The 12,652-nt window shown below is 58.4% G+C and carries 19 protein-coding genes; 13 read left to right on the top strand and 6 right to left on the bottom strand.

Annotation, left to right across the window (positions count from 1 at the left end; all coding sequences use genetic code 11):
• The first annotated feature begins 15 nt into the window (after window positions 1–15).
• The 10 genes from ACSQ16_RS05835 to ACSQ16_RS05790 all read left to right on the top strand — a co-directional run bounded on the left by ACSQ16_RS05835 (window position 16) and on the right by ACSQ16_RS05790 (window position 7,149).
• On the top strand, window positions 16–807 hold the full coding sequence (locus tag ACSQ16_RS05835; protein ID WP_435988686.1) for an ABC transporter substrate-binding protein: 792 nt from the start codon (window positions 16–18) through the stop codon (window positions 805–807).
• A 68-nt stretch (window positions 808–875) separates the two neighbouring features.
• Complete coding sequence (locus tag ACSQ16_RS05830) at window positions 876–1,565, top strand: ABC transporter permease (RefSeq protein ID WP_435988685.1); 690 nt, start codon at window positions 876–878, stop codon at window positions 1,563–1,565.
• A 3-nt stretch (window positions 1,566–1,568) separates the two neighbouring features.
• Entirely contained in the window at window positions 1,569–2,333 is a 765-nt protein-coding gene (locus tag ACSQ16_RS05825) for an ABC transporter permease (protein ID WP_435988684.1), read from the top strand.
• Between the two features lie 2 nt (window positions 2,334–2,335).
• Window positions 2,336–2,680, top strand: a complete 345-nt coding sequence (locus tag ACSQ16_RS05820; protein ID WP_435988683.1) for a RidA family protein — start codon at window positions 2,336–2,338, stop codon at window positions 2,678–2,680.
• A 312-nt stretch (window positions 2,681–2,992) separates the two neighbouring features.
• Window positions 2,993–3,442 (top strand): hypothetical protein, encoded by a 450-nt coding sequence (locus ACSQ16_RS05815; RefSeq protein WP_435988682.1) that lies wholly within the window; start codon window positions 2,993–2,995, stop codon window positions 3,440–3,442.
• A gap of 50 nt (window positions 3,443–3,492) precedes the next feature.
• On the top strand, window positions 3,493–3,930 hold the full coding sequence (rnk, locus tag ACSQ16_RS05810) for a nucleoside diphosphate kinase regulator (RefSeq protein WP_435988681.1): 438 nt from the start codon (window positions 3,493–3,495) through the stop codon (window positions 3,928–3,930).
• Between the two features lie 412 nt (window positions 3,931–4,342).
• The gene (locus tag ACSQ16_RS05805) at window positions 4,343–4,696 is read left to right on the top strand and encodes an MliC family protein (RefSeq protein ID WP_435988680.1); all 354 of its coding nucleotides are present in this window, start codon (window positions 4,343–4,345) and stop codon (window positions 4,694–4,696) included.
• A gap of 327 nt (window positions 4,697–5,023) precedes the next feature.
• A complete protein-coding gene (locus tag ACSQ16_RS05800; RefSeq protein ID WP_435988679.1) occupies window positions 5,024–5,308 on the top strand; it encodes a DUF1127 domain-containing protein in 285 nt (94 codons plus the stop codon).
• 92 nt (window positions 5,309–5,400) lie between these two features.
• Window positions 5,401–5,688 (top strand): hypothetical protein, encoded by a 288-nt coding sequence (locus tag ACSQ16_RS05795; protein WP_435988678.1) that lies wholly within the window; start codon window positions 5,401–5,403, stop codon window positions 5,686–5,688.
• Window positions 5,689–5,880: 192 nt separating this feature from the next.
• Complete coding sequence (locus ACSQ16_RS05790; protein ID WP_435988677.1) at window positions 5,881–7,149, top strand: MFS transporter; 1,269 nt, start codon at window positions 5,881–5,883, stop codon at window positions 7,147–7,149.
• Window positions 7,150–7,156: 7 nt separating this feature from the next.
• Here ACSQ16_RS05790 and ACSQ16_RS05785 read toward each other — a convergent pair whose 3' ends face one another.
• Both ACSQ16_RS05785 and ACSQ16_RS05780 read right to left on the bottom strand, forming a co-directional pair.
• Window positions 7,157–8,251 (bottom strand): HPP family protein, encoded by a 1,095-nt coding sequence (locus ACSQ16_RS05785; RefSeq protein ID WP_435988676.1) that lies wholly within the window; start codon window positions 8,249–8,251, stop codon window positions 7,157–7,159.
• A 174-nt stretch (window positions 8,252–8,425) separates the two neighbouring features.
• A complete protein-coding gene (locus tag ACSQ16_RS05780) occupies window positions 8,426–8,623 on the bottom strand; it encodes a hypothetical protein (RefSeq protein WP_435988675.1) in 198 nt (65 codons plus the stop codon).
• 121 nt (window positions 8,624–8,744) lie between these two features.
• Here ACSQ16_RS05780 and ACSQ16_RS05775 point away from each other — a divergent pair, with 121 nt between their 5' ends.
• A complete protein-coding gene (locus ACSQ16_RS05775) occupies window positions 8,745–8,861 on the top strand; it encodes a DUF5996 family protein (RefSeq protein WP_435988791.1) in 117 nt (38 codons plus the stop codon).
• A gap of 30 nt (window positions 8,862–8,891) precedes the next feature.
• Here the strand turns inward: ACSQ16_RS05775 and ACSQ16_RS05770 are convergent, their stop codons facing one another.
• Window positions 8,892–9,323 (bottom strand): HIT family protein, encoded by a 432-nt coding sequence (locus ACSQ16_RS05770; protein ID WP_435988674.1) that lies wholly within the window; start codon window positions 9,321–9,323, stop codon window positions 8,892–8,894.
• A 76-nt stretch (window positions 9,324–9,399) separates the two neighbouring features.
• The gene (locus ACSQ16_RS05765) at window positions 9,400–10,146 is read right to left on the bottom strand and encodes a 16S rRNA pseudouridine(516) synthase (RefSeq protein WP_435988673.1); all 747 of its coding nucleotides are present in this window, start codon (window positions 10,144–10,146) and stop codon (window positions 9,400–9,402) included.
• Window positions 10,147–10,314: 168 nt separating this feature from the next.
• Between ACSQ16_RS05765 and ACSQ16_RS05760 the strand changes: the two genes are divergently transcribed.
• Together ACSQ16_RS05760 and ACSQ16_RS05755 are read left to right on the top strand one after the other, a co-directional pair.
• Window positions 10,315–10,530 carry a hypothetical protein gene (locus ACSQ16_RS05760; protein ID WP_339823098.1) on the top strand — a complete coding sequence of 72 codons (216 nt, stop codon included), beginning with the start codon at window positions 10,315–10,317 and terminating at the stop codon, window positions 10,528–10,530.
• A gap of 291 nt (window positions 10,531–10,821) precedes the next feature.
• On the top strand, window positions 10,822–11,133 hold the full coding sequence (locus tag ACSQ16_RS05755) for a DUF1127 domain-containing protein (protein ID WP_435988672.1): 312 nt from the start codon (window positions 10,822–10,824) through the stop codon (window positions 11,131–11,133).
• Between the two features lie 28 nt (window positions 11,134–11,161).
• Here ACSQ16_RS05755 and ACSQ16_RS05750 read toward each other — a convergent pair whose 3' ends face one another.
• Both ACSQ16_RS05750 and ACSQ16_RS05745 read right to left on the bottom strand, forming a co-directional pair.
• Window positions 11,162–11,578 (bottom strand): magnesium transporter MgtE N-terminal domain-containing protein, encoded by a 417-nt coding sequence (locus tag ACSQ16_RS05750; protein WP_435988671.1) that lies wholly within the window; start codon window positions 11,576–11,578, stop codon window positions 11,162–11,164.
• Between the two features lie 66 nt (window positions 11,579–11,644).
• Complete coding sequence (locus tag ACSQ16_RS05745) at window positions 11,645–12,550, bottom strand: mechanosensitive ion channel family protein (RefSeq protein WP_435988670.1); 906 nt, start codon at window positions 12,548–12,550, stop codon at window positions 11,645–11,647.
• Between the last annotated feature and the right edge of the window lie 102 nt (window positions 12,551–12,652).

The raw sequence follows: 12,652 nt of genomic DNA, 5'->3' as shown, positions 1-12,652 counted from the left end.
ACAGAGGATCAACCCATGTTTCGTAGAACCATCCTGAGCAGCGCTGCTGCCATCGCCCTCAGCGCCATCGCCCTGCCGCTGGCCGCCCAAGACACGCTGCGCATCGGCGTTGAAGGCGCCTACCCTCCGTTCTCCTCCAAGGAATCCGACGGCACGCTGGTCGGCTTTGACATCGACATCGCCAAGGCGCTCTGCGCCGAGATGCAGCGTGAATGCGATCTGGTCGAGCAGGAATGGGACGGTATGATCCCGGCGCTGAAGGCGCGTAAGTTCGACGCCATCGTCGCTTCCATGTCGATCACCGAAGAGCGCAAGCGCCAGATCGATTTCTCCGACAAATACTACAAGACCCCTGCCCGTTTGGTGGCCCCCAAGGATGCCGATTTCGAAGGCACGCCCGAGGGCTTGGCCGGAAAACGCATCGGCGTGCAGCGCGGCGCCACGCATCAGTGCTACGCAGAAAAGATATTCCCCGATGCCGAGATCGTGCTTTACGGCTCGCAGGACGAAGTGTTCCGCGATCTGGCGCTTGGCCGCGTGGATGCGCAATTGTCTGACAGTCTGATCGCGCAGGAAAGCTTTCTGAGCGCCGAGGCCGGTGCCGACTACGCCTTCCTTGGCGGCGATCATACGGACGTTGAATGTTACGGCGAAGGCGTGGGCATTGCCGTGCGCAAGGGTGAGGACGAGCTGCGCGAAGACCTGAGCAAAGCAATCGCCGCGATCCGCGAAAACGGCACCTATGCCGAGATTAACGACACATACTTCCCCTTCGACATCTACGGCGATCGGCCCGAAGGCCAGTAACTCCGCGCGAGAAGACAACGCGTCAGGGCGGCCCCGCGTTGCCCTGACGCCCCTTTAAGGAACATGCGATGAACATGCTTTTGGAATACCAATCCCAATTGATCGACGGCACGATCATGACGATCAAACTAGCGCTGACATCGCTGGTGATCGCCTTGTTCTTCGGGTTGCTCGGCGCATGGGCCAAACTTTCGCACAACCGTCTGGCCCAGCGACTGGCTGGAGCCTACACCACCATTGTGCGTGGCGTGCCGGACTTGGTGCTGATCCTGCTGGTGTTCTTTGGCGGTCAGGTGACGCTCAACAACATCGGCGCGATGACAGGGCTTTGGGGCTATGTCGAGGTCAGCCAGTTCGCCGCGGGCGCCGGCACGATCGGTGTAATCTTCGGGGCCTATTTTACCGAAACATTTCGTGGTGCCATTATGGCGATCCCGCGCGGACAAATCGAAGCCGGCATCAGTTGCGGAATGCGTAAATCGCTGATTTTTCGTCATATCATCTGGCCGCAGATGATCCGCTTTGCCTTGCCGGGGTTTACCAACAACTGGCTGGTGCAACTCAAGACCACAGCGCTGGTCTCGGTCATCGGGCTTCAGGACCTAGTCTATAACGCATTCACCGCTGGGCGCTCGACGGGGCAGCTTTTCACCTTCATGGCGGCAGCGTTTGTGATTTACCTGCTGCTCACTGGCATCTCAGATCTGCTGCTGCGCGCGGTGGAACGGCGTTATAATCGTGGTGTGGTGAGGGCGTAAACCATGGAAAACCTGCTGTCCTATATCCCGCTCGACATCGCTCTAATTGTTGAGAATTTCGACCGCTTTCTTTATGGTGTCTGGGTCACGCTTAACCTGACCTTCCTCTCGCTGCTCCTCGGCGGCTTGCTGTCGATCCCTATGGCCATTGCGCGTGCGTCGAAACACCGGGTCTTCAATCCGCTGGTGCAGGGCTACACCTACGTCTTTCGCGGCACGCCGCTTCTGGTACAGACCTACCTGATCTACTACGGCGTCGGCCAGTTCGAGGTGATCCGCCAGAGCTTCCTTTGGGACCAGATCCTGTCCTCGGCATGGTGGTGTGCGCTCATCGCCTTCACATTAAACACCGCCGCCTATACGACCGAACTGCTACGGGGTGCCATCGCGGACACGCCCAAGGGCGAGGTCGAGGCCGCTATCGCCACCGGCCATTCCTACCGCAGCCGCATGCGCCGGATCATCTTGCCCTCGGCTTTCCGCCGCGCGATTCCGGCCTATTCTAACGAAGTCATCTTCATGCTGCACGGCTCGGTCATCGCCAGCACGATCACCTTGCAAGACATCCTGGGCGTTGGACGTTGGCTGAACGGGCGGTATTACCTCGCCTATGAAGGCTTCATCACCGCTGCCCTGCTCTATTTCCTCATTGTGCTGTGCATCACATGGGCCTTCCGCGGGTTCGAGCGCCGCTACCTGCGCCACCTGGCCCGCCGCGACAGCGCCCAGGCCGAGACTTCTCCCCTTCCGACCCCTCAAAGAGTATGACCATGATCGAACGCCTCCACACCAACCAACGTATGAGCAAAATCGTCAAACACCGCGGCGTTGTCTATCTCTGTGGACAGGTTGGCGACGGGGTCAATGTGACAGAGCAGACCAAAGATTGCCTCGGACGCGTCGACAAGCTGCTGCACGAAGCAGGCTCTTCGCGTGCGCATATGCTGCAGGCGGTGATCTGGCTGGCAGATATGGGAGACTTTGACGAGATGAATGACGTCTGGGACGCTTGGGTGCCTGAAGGTGCCGCTCCTGTCCGCGCCTGCGGCGAGGCAAAGCTGGCCGATGCGGACCTTCGGGTGGAGATTATCGTGACGGCGGCTATCGTGGAATAGGCCTTAGGCACTGCTTATCCGGCCCCGTGATTCGCCAAGACATGTATCGGCTCGGCCACCCCCGCTATAAAGCTTGGCGCATGTCAGCGGCCAGAACAGCCTCTTAGGGAAAAAAATGGCTCCCTTATGCGCGTCGATTGACAGTTTGTTTATTCAAGATAGGCTTGGGCTATGGTTACGCATGAGAATCATTTCCGGTTTCTGCTTCTGAACCGCCCCCGTCCCCGGGTGGCGGACGCTTAGGCGTATCTACAACCCCCGGGGCCATCTCAAACTTTTCATTGAGACTGCGATCCTTTCCGGGGGACCATCATGTACATCACCAATCCGACGCATATGCTTACGGGCAATGCCTATCGACCATCGCTCAAATGCCCGCCGCTTAAAGGCAAGTTCCAACTGACCCGTGCTGATCGGATCGGGGTTGAACGCCTGTTGAGCCTTGGGCTCACAGCGGAATGCCCGAACCCGACGCTGATTGAAGGTTTCCTGCATCACAAACTGCGCTTGGCGCGCCCCGCGCCCGAACCCACGCCAGCCAACCTCGTCGTGGCGGGGCGGCTCGTTTCCTTCATGACGAACGGCGGCAGGGCCCGAAGCGGCATGCTGACCTTTGTGCCGGCTGATGACGCGGGGTGCATCCCCGTGACGTCCTTCTTGGGCGCGACCATATTGGGCATGCAAAAGCTACAGAAAGCCCCCCTGCTGCGCGAAGACGGCTGGATCGACACGCTTGTCGTATTGGACGTCAGTGGCACTTGAACACGCGCCGTCCCAGGCGCTTAAACCCACCAATTTCAAAGGAGTTTCTTATGTCCACCCCATCCAAACCACGCCGATCCCCCCGCAAGCCCAAGATCGTGCTAAGTAACACCCGCCTCGCGGAGCTTGAAGCGCTGTCCGAAGGGATGATGCGCCGCAATCCGGAATTGGCTGAGCAGTTGGTCGAAGAACTGGGTCGTGCGCGCATTGTCACCCCGCAGCGTCTGCGCGCTGATGTCGTCGATCTAGGACGCGAGGTGACGTACCATGACGAGGCAACCGACAAAGACCATACAGTCACTTTGGTATTGCCGCAGAATGCCGACATCTCCAACGGTCTCGTTTCGGTAATGACCCCCATCGGCGTCGCGCTCATTGGCCTGGCCGAAGGCGCTGTGTTCCATTGGGAAACACGCGACAGGCAAAGGCGCGAGTTGAAAATCCTCAAAGTCGCGCCTTTAGGGCAAGAAACCTTGCAGAGTGCATAAAATGAGAGAGCCAAACATAAGGGCGCGCAAAAACCATGCGCAGCCCGGGGGGTGTCGACCAATGCTGTGAAACCGCATGGCGCACCGCCCGGGGAGTGAAACCGCCGTTCAATCGGTACAGCCTTCTTATCTCGGAAAAATGCCATGACCATTCACTTGCCATCCCAATGCCCTTCTTGCGCCGCTGCGATCCCGCGCGCGGCAGCAGGGCGCTGTCCCAGTTGTCGCACCCAGTTCGCGCAAGCGCTGCCAAATAGATCCGTAAAATGTCGGCGCTGCGACGCGCCGATCCCGCTGCAAGGGGCTGCGGCACTCACCTGTGCCGCTTGCCGCATGCAACGTCCCTCCCGACTAGCAGCCTAAGAAGGTACGCAACCTAACCTATCGACCGAAGTAACAAAGGAAATATCCCATGCGCTTTACCCTTACTGCCCTCATTTGTTTGACACCGACCCTGCCCGTTGCCGCGGAAACGACCGTTAATCTTTCCCTCGGTGCCGTCGATAGTATCGAGACCATGACCTATACCTGCGATGCGGCTGCCACCCTGCGCGTGCAATATGTCAACGTGGGGGAGAACGCGCTGGCGCTAACTAATATCAACGGTACCCCGCGGATTTTCGTCAACGTCGTGTCTGGTTCGGGCGCACGCTATGTCTCGGGCGCTGATACCTTGTCGACCAAAGGCACGACCGCACTTTTGGAGAACCAGATGGACGAGACCAAAGTTCTCTGTAAGCAATCTAGCGACATGCCAAAAGAATAAGCGCATAGGCTCTAGGGGCACAATTAGGACAGAAGGTCGCAGGCCACCCCGAACGCTTGATAAGTCGCTCGGGCCGGCCCATGTCAGAGGTATGACGATGTTCGGAATTCATACGAGGCTCCTGCTGAACGCAGGAAAAACACTGAACCGCCGGTAGCCCCGGGCGGAATGGTGCGGCAACGCCTGTTCCAGCCACGGGGTTCACTTGATCTCAGGATCAATCATCATGACGGATGTATGCGCCTCGGACGCCAATCGCTTTTATGCGCATGGCCGAGCGAGATGCTACCTCCGTCGCGGTTTAACCATCTCGTCATGGAGGGTGTCATGTACGCCTATTTCATCGCCAATTATTCACCATTTAAATCGGCTCCCCGCACGCCAAAACCAGCGGGTTCTTCTGCGCAGCCGGGCGCTCTTCGCCGTCTGATACGGTCTGCGGTTCTTGGCTGGCAGCGTCAAAGGACAATTGCCGCTTTGCAAGAGTTGGATGACTACGTCCTGCGCGACATCGGTCTTCACCGGGACGAAATCCCGCTGATCGTGAAACGCATGCAAGCCGATACCCTACCCAAGAACGGCTTCACGTCCCTCAAGCATCAACACGCGTGATCAACGTTCTCGCGTGAGACGCACGATGCAGCATCCCGAAAAGCGAGGACGCTGCGTTCGCTATATTTCAAAGCTACGAGAGGACCGAAGAGATGATGCTTTGCAGAGCAGATTTTGAAGAGCTGTTTCCGGAAATGTTTGAACCGCAGGTCAGTGCCACGCCTGCTGCACCTTCAGACGACTGTGTTGCTCGCTGGGAGGACGATGGCGGTGCGCCGGCTCCGATTGCAGGGAAACGCAGCAGATCATGGCAAGGGTACGCCGCCTCGCCCATGGTCGCAGCCCTTCTCGGGCTGGCCGCAGTACATTCCGCCATGCAGTTGAGCAAGGTGGCGATGCCGCCGGTCCGGCGCATACTGGATGTGGGGGAAATACGCTGACTGCGCAATGAAACCTCTGGCAGAGATCCAGCATCGGTCCTGATCGGACGGCTTAACCGCTCCGCTTACGGCCCACCCTTCAAAGCTCCGGCATCTGCCGGGGCTTTCTTTCTGACTCCATAACCATTCTCCGCAAAGCTCGCGGATGGAGACCACTTGGGCCTTTAGGCCCCTAACCGAAAAGAGGCAAAGATGGCCCAAACAGTGCGCACCCTGCTCGCCCCGGTCAGAGCCCTCTTCGGCGGGACCACGCTCTTTATCGCGGGCAACAGCCTGCTTGGTGTCATCCTTCCCCTGCGGATGGAGGCAGCAGGCTATCCGGTTGCACTGACCGGTGTGGTGATGGCCGCCTATTACATGGGGCTGGCCTTTGGCGGGCTCTATACCAAACGTGTCATTCTGCGGATCGGCCATATTCGGGCCTTCTCGGCCTTTGCAGCGCTGACGGCGGCGGTCTGCTTGGCCTATGGCTTTTTTGAGTTTCCAACAGCATGGGTTCTGTTGCGGATGATCAACGGCTTTTGCATCGCCGGCATGACCACCTCCATCGAAAGCTGGTTGAACGACCGCAGCAGCAACGAGACGCGCGGCCGGGTGCTTGGCTTTTATATGCTGGTCTTTTATCTAGCGATTGCTGCGGGGCAGACTTTAGTCAACCTTGGCACAGTCGGCGGCAGCGATCATTTGATGATCGCATCGACACTCATCGGGTTGTCGCTCATCCCCATCGCGATGACCCGCTTGGGCGAGCCGGACCTAAAAGCTTCTCAGCCGCTCGACATTCGAACGCTATACAATGCATCGCGTGTTGGGGTCATCGGCGCGACTGTTGCGGGCATGCTTGTCGGATCTTTCTACGCACTCGGCGTCGTTTTTGCGCGGCAGGTCGGGTTGAGCGTGTCAGAAGCCGCGATGTTCATGAGTACGGTCGTACTGGGCGGTCTCGGCTTTCAGGTGCCTGTGGGGATGCTTGCAGATCGGTTTGACCGGCGCATCGTCATGTCCTGCCTCTTGTTAGTGGTTGGGGTATCATGGGGGCTGCTCAGCACCGCGCTTTCGGGCGGTGTTTCTTTAGCGGTGCTGATCACGATGGCGTTGTCCTTCGGCGGCGCGATCAGCAGCGTCTACCCGCTCTGCGTCGCGCAGACCTTCGACCGGTTGGAAAAGCGGTTTTACGTAGCGGCCTCTGGGCGTCTGTTGATGGTCTATTCCATCGGCGCCACGGTCGGGCCTCTGCTGGCGTCCTTCCTGATGTCGGTCTTTGGGCCTGCGTCTTTCTTCCTGTTCGAATCCGCTGTTGCCGTTCTCTATGCGCTCTTTGTGCTGGTCGCCACGCGCAGCAGACAGGCGCTTCCGGTGGAAGGTCGCGAAAAGTTTGTGCCGCTGCCGGATATTTCCCCGGTGGCCGTGGCGCTTGATCCGCGCACGCCAGAGCAAGAAGAAACGCGTGTGGCCGGTTAGGGCTGGCTCAGGCCACGGCCCGTTCATCCGCGCCTTGTAGCAGCAGCCGCATGATGTCTGTCCGGGTCAGAATGCCGACAAGCTGCGTACCTCTCACGACGGGGATCACATCACTGCCCTGCTCAGCCAAGCGGTTCAGCAGGACCCCAACCGGCAGGTCATGCGGCACCGCCCTGTTTGCTGAATGCATGACGTCCCCCACAGGCTGCCGTGCCTGCTTATTGCGGGCCAAGGGGCGGCCTTGCGCGGCGATCACTTCGAGCAGATCAGCCTGCAAGATCACCCCGCGCAGGCTATCCCCAGCGTCGACAACCGGCAGGCTCTTGATCCGATGCTTACGCAGCAATCGCGCCGCTTCCTTAAGAGATGTCTTAGGGCCAACCGTGATCAGATCGCTGGTCATAATATCTGCGCATGTTGTGCCGTCAAAACGATGCTGCGCCGCTTCGGCCTCGGCGGCGGCAAGAAGGCGACCCAGATCGGCCACGCCGAGGTTCGTGGTCTGATTATAGCGCTCCAGCAATTCGCTAAGCTGGTCCGTCGACAGCCCTAAACGCGGCGGCGCGTCATCCGGTTCTTCTTTTGGCAAGCGAAAGGGATATTTCCGCCCTGTCAGCCGGTTATAGACCGTGGCGCAGAGCACCAGCACCACCGTCGCCAACGCCAGCGGCACCAAAGCGAACCACGGTCCAGCTGCAAATGCCACCTCGGGATTGAGCGCAGTCATCAAGGCGACCGCTCCGCCCGGCGGATGCAAGGCGCGCAGAAACATCATAACGGTGATCGCGCCCCCCACCGCGATGCCAACCGACCAAGGACCGGGGATGTACCAAACCGTGATCAAAGCCACCAAAGCCGCGCTGATGTTACCCACGACTGCCGACCAGGGCTGCGCCAGCGGTGAGTTTGGCACGCAAAACAGCAGCACCGCCGTCGCCCCTAAAGGGGCCACAAGATAGAAGGATGTCTGCCCAAAGAGCGCACCGAGATAGGCCAGCCCCACACAAACGCTGATACCAATAAGCGCGCCAAGACCCGCCCGCAGCGGCTCGCCCCCGTGGAACCGGGGCAGCGCCGGTTCGAGGTGGTGCCATATCCGCATGTTACCTTTTCTCCCGTCGATCTGCCGCCTCCGACGACATTGGGTATTCTTCAGCCTATGAAGGTTTATGTGCCGAAATTGAACAGGACAGGACGCAAAAAGGTCAAGACTTCTAATATTCGGCGTGCAGTGGAACAGGTTGCCCGCACTTTCCAATGAAAGGCGAATGTCCGGCTAGCGGCCTTTTACGGGTTCCGGCGTAATCGCTGAGACAATATCCTCGCGCCCGCGCTCGTCCCGCGCGGCATTGATCTGCTGATCCAGCCGCTCAACGTCACTTTTGCGCAAGCGATTGACTACATCATCCGCATTGCCGTCCGCATAGCCTAAGCCGCGCAAAGCCAGCCCGCCAGCGCCAGTGCTAAGAGCCAAGTCTCCCGCACGGTCGCGTCGTTTGGCACCCCTTCGCTCGCCAGCCGCAAGGTATAGATCTTGAGAGTTCCTCCTGCCCTACAAGGCCGTCCAAAGCAGCGTTGATACACACGGCGCGTAGATAGCCTTTCTTCAATCGACCTATGAGGCAGCAGCTGAGACGGGTCACTGGGACAGGGATGCATTGGAATGTGGCTTGGGCCAACCGAGAGTGCCGCGCCCTATCGACCGGGGCTAACCTTAGGCAGCTATCGCCCGCATAACCGTCCTACGTCAATCGCCCTTTTATACGTTCGGCAGTTTGCAGCAGCGCCGCTTCTCCCGGCGAGGGCGGCAGGGTGAATGCCTCGATCCCGTTCTCAAGGTAGCGGGCGGAGGTGACATCGTGCTGGTGCAACATCGGCACGACATGGGCATGGGTATGTGCGACGTGGATACCGGTATAGAAAAACGGCACGCGCTCGACCTGCCATTCGCCCTTCATCGCCCGCGCCAGCCGTTGGCCGACTGTCATAATCCGCGCTGCCAGCGGTTCGGGCAGGTCCTCAAACCACGGGTAATGCTGCTTTGGGATGATGAGCGCATGGCCCTCCCGGATCGGATGCCGATCAAGGAACGCGAGGACCATATCGTCTTCAAACAACTTAAACGCAGGCAGCTCAGACCGCGCTATCCGACAAAAGATACAGGTATCGTCCATTCAACTTCCATCCCTGCGCGCTGCGGCTTGCTTCTCTTCCAGCAGTGGTTTGCCGATGAATACTCGGAGGTCCAGACTAGCTCGACGATTTTGCGAAAACCTTAGCGATGTCGTCTGCATTCAGAAGGCACCACGCACCTGCGTGCAAATTGTCCGGCAATGTCAAATCGCCCTGAGCTTCGCGGTTCAAAGCCTCCACATGATTCCCCACCGCGGCAAACATACGTCGTACTTGATGATATCGGCCTTCGGTGATGCTCAACCGCGCCTCGGTGGGTGTGAGAATGTCGAGCTTAGCCGGGTTAAGCGGTCTCTTTTCTCCGGCCAAAAGCAGTTCACCCGAGGCGAAAACATCTGCCTCCTGTCTCTCAAGCGGGCGAGCAAGCGTGACGCGATAGGTCTTTCTAACCGCACGGTTGGGGCTGGTGATCTGATGCAATAAATTCCCGTCGTCGGTTAGCAAAAGCAGTCCAGAGGTTTCCTTGTCCAGCCGACCTACGGGCGAGAGCATGGGCTTGCGCAGTCGCCATCTTTCCGGCAAAAGCTCATAGACCAACGGGCCGCTGTCCCTGCGCGAGCAGATATAGCCGACCGGTTTGTTTAGCATCACCACCATGCCCGGCAGCGGATCGAGCGCGGCGCCGTTGATGGTCATGCGCTCGGCCAGATCGGGCGGCATGGAGATGCGTTTGGACACGTTTTTCACCCGCACCCCGTCCAGCCAAATCTTCTGCGCATGGGCAAGCTGCGAGATCTGACTGCGCGAGCCATAGCCTAATGAGGACAGCAACCTGTCGATCCGGGTGGTCGGAACTTTGATCATCTGGCGGACCTCTCTCACCATGCGGCGTCAACCTGTTGTGCGGCGACAGGTATGCGAAAGCAAGCGGCATACGACCAACCGGCCGCGCCGCGCCGTCATGCATAGCAAGTTTTTGTCAAACCGCTTTTCGTGCTAGTTTCTAAACAATGTAGGTAAAGGAGCGCTGTCATGCCGTACTTCGGAAAATACGACACGCCTGAGGAAATTTTGCACGACGACACGTTGGATCGAGCGCAAAAGATCGAACTGCTTGAACAATGGCGCGATGATAAGAAAGCCTATATGCGCGCCTCGGACGAAGGGATGGAAGGCACTGACCGCACAGAACTTCTGCGTCATATTAAAACCGCTCTGAATGCGCTTGATGCGTCCACAACTTCTTGAGGTCAGATGCTTCACTGCCCGAAGCTTGAATGGCGCCGGGTTCAATCCTATATATCGGGTATGATGATCCGCTTTCATACGAGGGTTCTGCCGAGTGCAGAACGTCTGCTGAACCGCCGGTAGCCCCGAGCGGGCTGGCCTTTTGGTCTGTCCACGTCTCGGGGGGTTTTGATTTCGCTTCGAACAATCAAACAGAACGATGACGCTTTGCCGCGATAGGGTGCAGCATGCCTGCAAACGCGCGCCTGAGCTATCGTTCGTGCGGCAGTGTCGACTGCCCTGGAGGATCAAATGGCTATCTACATCACTCGAAAAATGCTCACGGACTTCGCAAAGGAAGAAAGCAGAGCGGAACCGTTCTCGATCTTTCGCGATCTGGCAAATTCGTTCCCAAGACGCAGACAACGCCGACGGGCGATTGCCGAACTCGAAGCGATGGATGACGCGAGCTTGCGAGATATCGGAATTTACAGAGGCGATATTCGCTGGGTGGTTGAAGGGTTGAGCGATGTTGACCTTGGGTTCAAACGCGCCCAATCACCCACGAAGAGCCATTCATCTAAAACACCTCCAGTGGCTGATCAAAGAAGATCTTTAGCTTAGCCTCTTTTGTAGGTTGGCCCACACCTATTCAAGTAGCCCTCGCCCCCGCATTAAGCGACGAGGCGAGGGTGTTCGCTTGGCTTTTTCGCCAATGCTGAATATCGCGGCACACCTTTGACCGCGGGGTTTGAAGCAGGCGTTTTTGTTCAATCGGGCCGTGACATTGGAACAGGTCCACCCGATCGTCAGCCGACATCAGCGTGACAATAACATTCAGGCTCGGCGCGGGGATGACAGCGGCAAGGGCAGTTTGATCTTTTAGTGAAAGTGCGCCGAAAGTAGCGGCTTGACGCGGGAGCGGCATGGCCGCGAGATGTCGCCGCGCTTGGTCAAGCGGCAATTCACTCAGCCAAGAGGCCAGATCAATAGGCCTTGATTGGTTGTAGAACCGATCAAGCGCCTCTGGGGTCTCATCCTGTGGGGAAAACGGGGTATCTGACGACATGATTGGCCTTTCTTCACGACCTCAATTGGCTGCGTGTGGCCGTTGCGCATGGCCCCTCGGAGCAGTTTATTCTCCCGCCTCGCCCTGCTCGGAGTGGATCGGTGCATTCACCAACTGTATGCGCCGATAGGGCGCGATACTGCCTACTTCACGCAAAGCTTCGTCCACGAGACTAAACACCTCATCGCGGCAGTCCACGGCCAGTTCGAACCGCGGCACCCAATAGCGCACCTTATAACAAATGCCCCCCTCTTCGTAGGATTGCACGCGCACATCGGGAGCAGGGCTTTGCTGGATCAGCTTAGCATTGCCAAGTGCCGCAAGCATGATCACCCGCGCTTTGTCGATCGGCAGGACATGGTCGAGCGTGATGTTGACCTGCGATCTGAACTCGCGCTTCGGGGCCGAGAAATTCGTGATCCGGTGCCGGGCGATTTGACTGTTGGGCAGGATCATATAGGTGGCATCAGGCGTTTGCAGCCGCGTGGTACGCCAGCCAATTTCAATCACCTTGGCCAGCGCCAATGTGTCGATATCGACCCAATCGCCAATCCGAAAAGGAGCCTCCATCGCCAGCGCGATGCCGGAAAGAGTGTCAGCCACAACGTTGCGGATGGCAAACCCCAATAGTGCCAAGACGATGCCCGAACCGGCAAGCGCCCCAATCGCGCCCTGCCCCATGTAAAGCGCCGCCGTCGCTGCCAGGGCAATGATGAAGAGCGCGGCGGCGATCAGGTCCTTTAACAGGCGTGGATAAGGTCGGTTGCCCGCCGCCTGATCTAAAATCATCGCCAAGACCCGGCTCGCGAGCCAAGCGCTGGAAAGATAGATGACCGCCGTAAGGAACAAGGTGACCTTCTGGCTTTGCGCGACAGACTCGGGCAGGTCCTCTTGAAAGACCGCCAGTCCGAGCCCAATCCCTGCTGCTAGCAGCGGAAAGATAAGCCGGCGAAAATGTCGCTTCAGGTCCACAGGATCAGTCCTTCGTTTATTCGGGCCTGCCTTTTGGCATTCAGGTTCCTGCAAAGGCTAACATACCTTAGCGGCAGGGGAACTTTAAACCGTTGGCCCCGG

Source organism: Sulfitobacter sp. SH24 (assembly GCF_965641895.1).
Taxonomy (GTDB): Bacteria; Pseudomonadota; Alphaproteobacteria; order Rhodobacterales; family Rhodobacteraceae; genus Sulfitobacter; species Sulfitobacter dubius.
This window is presented reverse-complemented; position numbering and strand designations above follow the sequence as displayed.